Below are 8,601 nucleotides of genomic sequence, written 5' to 3'. Positions count from 1 at the left end.
GGCCGGGCCCGGCCGGCGACGCGCGACGGTCGGCGGACGCGCCGGACGCCGCCTCAGCCCCGCGGTGGCGCGGTGGAGTCGCGGGCCACCACCCGAGCCGGCTCCGGCGGTACCACGCCGTCCTCCGGCACCTCGGCGCCCAGCGCGACCCGCCCGGCCGCCTGACCGGTCTCGCGCAGCGGGAGGCGCACCGTGGTGAGGCCGGGCGCCACGTCGGCGGCGAACGGGAGGTCGTCGAACCCGGTGACGGAGACGTCCTGCGGTACCCGCAGGCCGCGGTCGCGCAACGCCGCGCAGACCCCGAGCGCCGCGGTGTCGTTGGCGGCGGCGATGGCGGTCAACCCCGGGTCGGCGTCCAGCAGGCGCAGCGCGCCGGCGTAGCCGCTGTCCCGGTGGAACGTCCCGTGGATCAGCAGGTGGTCCGGGGTGGGCGGCAGCCCGGCCGCCGTCATCGCGGCGCGGTGCCCGGCGAGCCGGTGCCGGGTGGTCGAGCGGTGGTCCGGCCCCGCGAGATGGCCGATGCGCCGGTGGCCGAGTGCCAGCAGGTGCTCCGTCAGGGCACGTGCGCCGCCCTCGTTGTCGAGCGGTACCTCGACCGGTCGCGGCCGGGGCCCGTCCACCTCCGGGGCGGTGCCCGCGGCGGGGTCGGCCCCGTCCGCCCCGCCGTGCTCCTCGGCCGGGAGCGGCCGGCCGCAGAGCACGACCCGGACGCCACCGGCGGCGAGGCGGCGCAGCCGGGCGGCGAGGGCGGCCCGGTGCCCCGGGTCGTCGGTGCCGCTGCCGGTCAGCACCACGGCGGCGGCGCGCTGCCGCTGGAGCAGCGTCAGGTACGTCAGCTCCCGCTCGGGCGAGCCGCCGGTGTTGCAGATGACGGCCAGCTTCCGGCCCTGCGCGGGGACCGAGGTCACCGGGCCGATGGTGTCCTGCACCGCGCCGGCGATGATGCCGAAGAAGGGGTCGGCGATGTCGTTGACCAGGACGCCGACCAGGTCGGAGCTGGCGGCGGCGAGGGAACTCGCCGGGCCGTTGACGACGTACTCCAGCTCCTCCACCGCCCGCAGCACGCGGCTGCGGGTCGCGGTGGCGACCGGGTAGTTGCCGTTGAGCACCCGGGAGACCGTCGCCGCCGAGACACCGGCCCGGGCCGCCACGTCGGCGAGCGTCACTGTCATCCGGGTCCTCCGGTCGGCTGGGCGGCGGGGTGGTGCGGTCCCCTCTGGTGGGAAGCGTAGCGGCGGCCGGCACCGGTGCGAGCCCCGGACGGCGGGGTCGGGGGACGGTGCGGCTCCGGCCGGGCCGTCGCCCCGTCCGACGGCGGCTGCCGCGGCGCTCGACATCGACGTCGGCGACGGGGCGAGCGGCGGGCGAGGGGCGCGCCCCCCGCCGGTGGTCCCGCCGGGTGTCCGCGTCGTGCCCCCGTGCGCCGGGGCGGCCGGCACCGGGAGGCGCTCGCGGGGTGCGCCGGTCCCACCCGCGGTACCGCGGGTGGGCGACCGCCCGACATCTCGCGCTGTGCGCCCGCTTCCCAGACGGATAGAAAGCGCTTACTCTCGGCGGAGGGCGTCAGCCCGGACCACCCGACGAAAGGACGTGGCGGCCATGAGCGCATCGGCCACCGAACGCAGGACCATCAAGATCGCCATGAACGGCGTCACCGGCCGCATGGGCTACCGCCAGCACCTGGTGCGCTCGATCCTGGCCATCCGCGAGCAGGGCGGGATCGACCTCGGCGACGGCACCGTGATCTGGCCCGAGCCCGTCCTCGTCGGCCGCCGCGAGCACGCCCTGCGGGAGCTGGCCGTCCGCCACGGTCTGGACCCGGCCGCCATCTCCACCGACCTCGACGCCGTCCTCGCCGACGACACCGTCGACATCTACTTCGACGCGCAGGTCACCCAGGCGCGCGAGTCCGCCATCGGCAAGGCGATCGCCGCCGGCAAGCACATCTACACCGAGAAGCCCACCGCCACCGGGCTCGACGGCGCGCTCGCCCTCGCCCGCCAGGCCGCGGACGCCGGCATCAAGCACGGCGTCGTCCAGGACAAGCTGTTCCTCCCCGGCCTGCTCAAGCTCCGCCGCCTCATCGACAGCGGCTTCTTCGGCCGCATCCTCTCCGTGCGCGGCGAGTTCGGCTACTGGGTCTTCGAGGGCGACCTCCAGCCCGCGCAGCGCCCCTCCTGGAACTACCGCTCCGAGGACGGCGGCGGCATCGTCGTCGACATGTTCCCGCACTGGGAGTACCTCCTCCACGAGCTGTTCGGCCGCGTCGAGACCGTGCAGGCGCTGACCGCCACCCACATCCCCGAGCGCTGGGACGAGAAGGGCGAGCGCTACACCGCCACCGCCGACGACTCGGCCTACGGCGTCTTCCAGCTCGCCGGCGGGGTCGTCGCCCAGATCAACTCCTCCTGGTCGGTGCGGGTCAACCGCGACGAGCTGGTCGAGTTCCAGGTCGACGGCACCGAGGGCTCCGCCGTCGCCGGCCTGCGCGACTGCCGCATCCAGCACCGCTCCACCACCCCCAAGCCCGTGTGGAACCCGGACCTGCCCAACGGCGAGTCCTTCCGCGACCAGTGGCAGCAGGTCCCCGACAACGCGGAGTTCGACAACGGCTTCAAGGCGCAGTGGGAGCTGTTCCTGCGCCACGTCGTCACCGACGCCCCCTACGAGTGGGACCTCCTCGCCGGTGCGCGCGGCGTCCAGCTCGCCGACCTGGGCCTGCGCTCCGCCGCCGAGGGCCGCCGCCTCGACGTCCCCGAGGTGCGGCTGTGACCGACGCGCCCACCCCGGACACCCTCCGACTCCCCACCCAGGACGGCACGCTGGAGCACTACCGGCACCGCACCGAGCCCGTCGCGCGCGACGCCCAGGGCCCGCCGCCCGCCTCCCGGGTCGTCTACTCCGCCGCGCACGTCGTCGCCGACCCGCTCGCCGACGCCGGCCCCGACGACCCCGCGGCGGTGGACTGGGACACCACGCTCGCCTTCCGCCGCCACCTCTGGTCCCACGGTCTCGGCGTCGCCGAGGCGATGGACACCGCGCAGCGCGGCATGGGGCTGGACTGGTCCGGCGCCGCCGAGCTGATCCGCCGCTCCGCGGCCGAGGCCAAGGCCGAGGGCGGACTCATCGCGTGCGGCGTCGGCACCGACCAGCTCACCCCGACCGCCGGCACCACCCTCAAGGACGTGCGCGCCGCGTACGAGGAGCAGCTGGAGGTCGTGGAGTCCGCGGGCGCCCAGCCCATCCTCATGGCCTCCCGCGCCCTGGCCGCCGTCGCGTCCGGGCCGCAGGAGTACGCCGAGGTCTACGACCACCTGCTGCGCCAGTCGCAGGAGCCGGTGATCCTCCACTGGCTCGGTCCGATGTTCGACCCCGCGCTGGACGGCTACTGGGGCGACGCCGACCTCGACACCGCCACCGAGACGTTCCTGTCGGTCATCTCCGACCACAGCGACAAGGTCGACGGCATCAAGATCTCGCTGCTCGACGCGGGCCGCGAGGTCGCGCTGCGCCGCCGCCTCCCGGACGGCGTGCGGTGCTACACGGGCGACGACTTCAACTACCCCGAGCTGATCGCGGGCGACGCCCACGGCTTCAGCCACGCGCTGCTGGGGATCTTCGACCCGCTGGCGCCGCTCGCGGCGGAGGCCGTGCGCAAGCTCGACACCGGCGACACGGAGGGGTTCCGCGCCGTCCTCGACCCGACGGTGCCGCTCTCGCGCCACCTCTTCACGGCGCCCACCCGCTACTACAAGACCGGGGTGGTGTTCCTCGCCTGGCTCGCCGGGCACCAGGACCACTTCACCATGGTCGGCGGGCTCCAGTCCGCGCGCTCGCTGCCGCACTTGGCCCACGCCTACCGGCTCGCCGACGAGCTCGGCCTCTTCCCCGACCCGCAGCTGGCCGCCGCCCGGATGCGGCAGCTGCTCACCGTCCACGGAGTCACCGCATGAGCGCCGCGGCAGTGGCCGGCCCCGGGCTGGGCCGCTTCTCGATCAACCAGATGACGGTCAAGCAGCTGGACCTGCCGGAGCTGGTCGCGGCCTGCGGCGAGCAGGGCGTCACCGCGGTGGGGCTGTGGCGCGAGCCGGTCCGGGAGTACGGGGTCAAGGCCGCGCACGACCTCTTCGCCGAGGCCGGGATCGCGGTCACCTCGCTCTGCCGCGGCGGGTTCTTCACCGCCCCCGACCGGCAGGCCGTGCTCGACGACAACCGGGCCGCCATCGACGAGGCGGCGGGCGTCGGCACCGACACCCTGGTGCTGGTCTCCGGCGGTCTGCCCGAGGGCGGCGGGCTGGTCGACGCCCGGGCGCGCATCGCGGAGGCGTTGGCCGAGCTGGCGCCCTACGCCGCCGACCGCGGGGTGCGGCTCGCGATCGAACCGCTGCACCCGATGTACGCGGCCGACCGCTGCGCCGTCTCCACGCTCGGCCAGGCGCTCGACCTCGCCGAGCCGTTCGACGCCGCGACGGTCGGGGTCGTCGTCGACACCTACCACCTGTGGTGGGACGAGCGGGTCGACCGGCAGATCGCCGAGGCGGGCGCGGCCGGGCGCATCCACTGCTTCCAGCTCGCCGACTGGGTCACCCCGCTGCCCGCGGGGGTGCTCACCGGCCGCGGCCAGATCGGTGACGGCTGCATCGACATGGCGCACTTCCGCCGCGTCGTCGACGCCGCCGGGTACGAGGGGCCGATCGAGGTGGAGATCTTCAACGAGGCGATGTGGGCCCGCGACGGGCGCGAGGTGCTGCGGGAGACCGCGGACCGCTACCGCGCCGTCGCCGCCGACTGACGCCGGACCTGGCGCCGGTCGGCACCAGGACGGTCGGGACCGGAACCGCCGGGGCAGCACCCGAGGCGGGACCGGTCCCGCCGTCGTGCGCGGTCCGGTCCGTTGTGCCCGGTCCGGTCCGTGCGGCGCGGCTCGGGACGCGGCGGCGGCCCCGGCGGCGCATCGGTCGCGCCGAAACGTTACCTCCCGCGTGTTTGACGGCGGTGACGTGCGGCTATCCCAGGGGGACGTACCTGTCGTGCTGCTGAAGGAGCACTGCCATGGCCCTCATGACGACCGTCCCGGCCACCGCCGACGCCGACCGGGCCGCGTTCACCTGTGGTCCTGACGATGCCCGGGTGCCGGAGACCACCGCCATCGGCGGCCTCGCCGTCGCCCCGGCCGCCACGGCCGGTTCCGAGGACCCGCTCACCCCCGCCGGGTGGTCCTCGTTCGTCTCCGCGGTGATGGGCGGCACCCTGGGTGCCTGACGGGCGGTGCGACCCCCGTCCGGGGCCTGCGCCGGGCCCGGTCCGGGCCGTCAGCCGCGCTGCCAGCCGGCGCGGTTGCTGCACGACTCGTAGCTGTACCTGGTCCGCCGCTCCCAGCCCTCGCCGGTGAGCCGGCGCCAGGCCCGGTCGGGGACGTACAGCAGCGACTCCGCCCACACCGCCCCGGTGGCGAACGGCGCGAACCGTGCCGGATCGGCCCGCACCGCTCGGAAGGTGTGCTCGCCCGCGGCCACCACCGCGGCCCGCGTGTAGAGGAAGGCGTCCGAGGACGCGTCCTCGCCCAGCTCCCGGCGGTCCAGCTCCCAGAGCAGCCGCGACAGCGTCTCCGCGAACGCCGCCGTGACGGCCGCGGGCCGTGCCGCCAGCCGCTCGACCAGCGCCGCCGCGAGGTCCTCGGCGTCCGGGTCGGACCAGGGCGGGCGGCACCGCTCGATCAGCCGCCAGAACCGTGCCTCGTCCATCTCCACCGTCGCGTCCGTCGCCACCGTCTCGCCCATGCCGCCGAGCATGCCGCACCGCACCGACAACGCGGCGGTGCGGTGCGGTCGCCGGTGGCGGCTTCAGCCCCGGAGCGGGTCCGCTTCCCGGCGGCCGGACGGCGCCGGGCAGCCACCGGGCCCGGCGGTCGGGACGGTGGCCGCTGACGTCCCGTCGCTCAGCTCGGCCGCCACGCGGCCCCGCGGCACGACCAGCCCCGACTCGTAGGCGAGCACGACCGCTTGCGCGCGGCTGTTCACCCCGAGCTTCTGCATGACCCGCTTGACGTGCGTCTTGACGGTGGCCGCGCTCAGCCCCAGCCGTGCGGCGATCTCCGCGTTGCCGAGTCCGGCCGCCACCAGGCGCAGCACGTCCGTCTCCCGGGTGGTGAGCGGTCCCAGCCGGTTCAGACCCAGCGTGAGGGCGCGGTGGTGGCGGGTGTAGGTCTCCACCAGCTCACGGGTGACGACCGGGGTGATCAGCATGTCCCCGGCCGCCACCGTGCGCACCGCCGAGACGAGCCGCTCGGGCGGGGTGTCCTTCAGGACGAACCCCGAGGCCCCTGCCCCGAGCGCGGTGGAGACGTACTCGGGGGCATCGCAGGCGGTCAGCATCAGCACGCGGGGGCCGCGGTGGGCGTGCCCGCCGACGATCAGCCGGGTGGCGGCGATGCCGTCGAGCCGGGGCATCCGGACGTCCATCAGGACGACGTCCGGATGGAGCGCGGTGGCCAGGTGCACCGCTTGGCGGCCGTCGGCGGCCTCGCCGACCACCTCGATCCCGGAGGCGGCGTGCAGCAGGGCCAGGAGTCCGGCGCGTACCAGCGCCTGGCCGTCGGCCACGACCACGGAGATGTTCACCGGTACCGCCGATCCTCGTCGGGTGGGCGCCCCGGCCGGCGGCGGGGGCACCGGCCGCTTCGCGCCGAGGGAGCGCCGCGGGCCGGCCCGGCGCGAAGCAGGGCGTTCCGTGCGGCCCGTCCGCCGACCCCACGCCCATGCCCACGTGTACCGACGTGCCGATCACCGTTGCCCGAACGGGGCGCGCACCCTGTCAACGTAGACGGGGGGTGCGCCCCCGGCCCACGACGAGGGACGGAATTCGGATACCCCCGTAGGGGTAGTCCGGGTCCCGCTCTGGTGTGACGACAGGGGCGGCGGGCACCACTAGCGTCGAGCGGGTCAGGCGCTGCCGCGACCGGCGGTGCGCCCGAGAGGTTGGGGGATTCGTGCAGGCATCTCACCGGGACGGGGACGCACTCACCGGGGGCTCGGGCGCGCAGGGCTCGTCAGCCGCGGCGGTCCGTACCGTCCGTCCCGGCGTACCCGAGGCCCGTACCTCCGTGACCGTGCACGCGCCCGATCCCATCACCCGTGAGGGCACGCTGGCGCAGTTACGCCGTAACCCCGACATCGAGATCCGGGGTGAGGCGGACACCCGGCCGGGAGCGGTGGCGCTCGTCGTCCGGGACTCCCTCGACGAGGAGGTGCTGGGCCGGCTGCGCCGGATCGTCCGGGCGGACGGCGGCCGTGCCGTGCTGGTGGTGGGCGTGTTGCGGGAGGCGGAACTGCTCGACGTGATCGAGTGCGGGGTGGGCGCGGTGGTCTGGCGGAACGAGGCCACGGAGCACCGGTTGGCGCAGGCCGTCTTCGCCGCCGCGCGGGGCGAGGGGGACCTCCCCGCCGATCTGCTGGGGCGGCTCATCGATCAGGTGGGGGTGCTCCACCGGGTCAGCACCGGCCGGTCGGGCGCACCCGCCGGCGGGCTCTCCACGCGCGAGGTCGACGTGCTGCGGTTAGTCGCGGACGGGCGCGACACCCAGGAGATCGCTGCCAAGCTCTCGTACTCCGAACGCACCGTCAAGAACGTGGTCCACGGGCTCACCACCCGGCTGCATCTGCGCAACCGAGCGCATGCGGTCGCCTACGCCATGCGCGAGGGCTATATCTGATGGGACGCGTTCGGATCTGACCGAAAGGACACTGCCGTTGCCCGGTCAGGGTTTGATCGTGCCCCTGACGCCGCCCCGGCGGGCCGTGTGGCGCGCGGTGGCCATCGGGTTGGATGGGGCGGGCGACGTCATCGCGCCCGCGGCGCGCGGCCCCCGGCGGCCCCGCGGCCCGGCGACACGGAAGGCACCGATCCGGTGATCCACGAGATGGACGAGGTCCTCAAGGGGCTGCTCGGCCGCGGCCCGCTCGCGGGCTCCGGCATCGAGGTCTCCTTCGACGCCCCGACCCGGGACTGGGCGGCGCGCCGCAACGGCCCGGTGATCAACAGCTACCTGTACGACATCCGCGAGGAGACCGCGCTGCGGCAGCGCGGCCACACCCCGGTCCACGACAGCGAGGGACTGGTCGTCAAGCGGCGCCGCCCGCCGCGCTGGTTCCGGCTCGCCTACCTGGTCACCGCCTGGACCAAGCGGCCGCAGGACGAGCACCGCCTGCTGGCCGCGGCCCTCTCCACCCTGCTGCCCCACGAGCTGCTGGCACCGTCGACGCTGCCGGGCGCGCTCGGCCGGCAGGGGCTGAGCGTCCCGCTCAACGTCGGCGGTTCACAGACGGAGTCCCGCTCGCTGGCGGAGATCTGGAGCGCGCTCGGCGGCGAACTCAAACCCTCCCTCGACGTGGTGGCCACCGTGCCGTTCCCCTCCCACCCGGACGACGACGCCGGACCACCGGTCACCACGGGGGCCGCCGTCCGACTCGGCGGCATCGACGGCACCCCGCCGCCCGGCGAGCGCGGCCACCGACCGCACCAGATCGCCGCCGCCCCGCGCCCCGCGCACCGCCTCCGCCCGGGACAGCAGCGATGAGCCCGGACGCCCGCGGCCGCCCGCCC

9 protein-coding genes are annotated in these 8,601 nt (G+C 75.5%); 6 read left to right on the top strand and 3 right to left on the bottom strand.

What is annotated here, in order from left to right; translation table 11 throughout:
• Positions 1-53 precede the first annotated feature (53 nt).
• Complete coding sequence (locus HCN52_RS18355) at positions 54-1,172, bottom strand: LacI family DNA-binding transcriptional regulator (protein ID WP_168089542.1); 1,119 nt, start codon at positions 1,170-1,172, stop codon at positions 54-56.
• 427 nt (positions 1,173-1,599) lie between these two features.
• Here HCN52_RS18355 and HCN52_RS18350 point away from each other — a divergent pair, with 427 nt between their 5' ends.
• From HCN52_RS18350 to HCN52_RS18335, 4 genes are all read left to right on the top strand, one after another.
• Positions 1,600-2,772: a Gfo/Idh/MocA family protein gene (locus tag HCN52_RS18350; protein WP_168089541.1), complete on the top strand. Its 1,173-nt coding sequence runs from the start codon at positions 1,600-1,602 to the stop codon at positions 2,770-2,772.
• Positions 2,769-3,953 carry a dihydrodipicolinate synthase family protein gene (locus HCN52_RS18345; RefSeq protein WP_168089540.1) on the top strand — a complete coding sequence of 395 codons (1,185 nt, stop codon included), beginning with the start codon at positions 2,769-2,771 and terminating at the stop codon, positions 3,951-3,953. Before HCN52_RS18350 ends, HCN52_RS18345 begins: the two co-directional genes overlap by 4 nt.
• Positions 3,950-4,792: a sugar phosphate isomerase/epimerase family protein gene (locus tag HCN52_RS18340; RefSeq protein ID WP_209314701.1), complete on the top strand. Its 843-nt coding sequence runs from the start codon at positions 3,950-3,952 to the stop codon at positions 4,790-4,792. Before HCN52_RS18345 ends, HCN52_RS18340 begins: the two co-directional genes overlap by 4 nt.
• Before the next feature lie 260 nt (positions 4,793-5,052).
• Entirely contained in the window at positions 5,053-5,262 is a 210-nt protein-coding gene (locus HCN52_RS18335) for a hypothetical protein (protein ID WP_168089539.1), read from the top strand.
• Positions 5,263-5,312: 50 nt separating this feature from the next.
• On the opposite strand, the gene HCN52_RS18330 is transcribed toward HCN52_RS18335, so the two are convergent.
• Positions 5,313-5,780 carry a DUF4240 domain-containing protein gene (locus HCN52_RS18330; protein ID WP_245175264.1) on the bottom strand — a complete coding sequence of 156 codons (468 nt, stop codon included), beginning with the start codon at positions 5,778-5,780 and terminating at the stop codon, positions 5,313-5,315.
• 63 nt (positions 5,781-5,843) lie between these two features.
• Entirely contained in the window at positions 5,844-6,620 is a 777-nt protein-coding gene (locus HCN52_RS18325) for a response regulator (RefSeq protein ID WP_168089538.1), read from the bottom strand.
• A gap of 482 nt (positions 6,621-7,102) precedes the next feature.
• Here HCN52_RS18325 and HCN52_RS18320 point away from each other — a divergent pair, with 482 nt between their 5' ends.
• Complete coding sequence (locus HCN52_RS18320; RefSeq protein ID WP_312876765.1) at positions 7,103-7,711, top strand: helix-turn-helix transcriptional regulator; 609 nt, start codon at positions 7,103-7,105, stop codon at positions 7,709-7,711.
• Positions 7,712-7,906: 195 nt separating this feature from the next.
• Entirely contained in the window at positions 7,907-8,575 is a 669-nt protein-coding gene (locus tag HCN52_RS18315; protein ID WP_168089537.1) for a Pvc16 family protein, read from the top strand.
• The last annotated feature ends 26 nt before the right edge of the window (positions 8,576-8,601 follow it).

The sequence above is a fragment of the Streptomyces bohaiensis genome, from assembly GCF_012033785.1.
GTDB lineage: Bacteria > Actinomycetota > Actinomycetes > Streptomycetales > Streptomycetaceae > Streptomyces > Streptomyces bohaiensis.
This window is presented reverse-complemented; position numbering and strand designations above follow the sequence as displayed.

Coding starts and splice junctions, on each gene's coding strand:
- HCN52_RS18355 (WP_168089542.1), bottom strand. CDS start 1,172: ATGACAGTGACGCTCGCCGACGTGGCGGCCCGGGCCGGTGTCTCGGCG.
- HCN52_RS18350 (WP_168089541.1), top strand. CDS start 1,600: ATGAGCGCATCGGCCACCGAACGCAGGACCATCAAGATCGCCATGAAC.
- HCN52_RS18340 (WP_209314701.1), top strand. CDS start 3,950: ATGAGCGCCGCGGCAGTGGCCGGCCCCGGGCTGGGCCGCTTCTCGATC.
- HCN52_RS18335 (WP_168089539.1), top strand. CDS start 5,053: ATGGCCCTCATGACGACCGTCCCGGCCACCGCCGACGCCGACCGGGCC.
- HCN52_RS18330 (WP_245175264.1), bottom strand. CDS start 5,780: ATGGGCGAGACGGTGGCGACGGACGCGACGGTGGAGATGGACGAGGCA.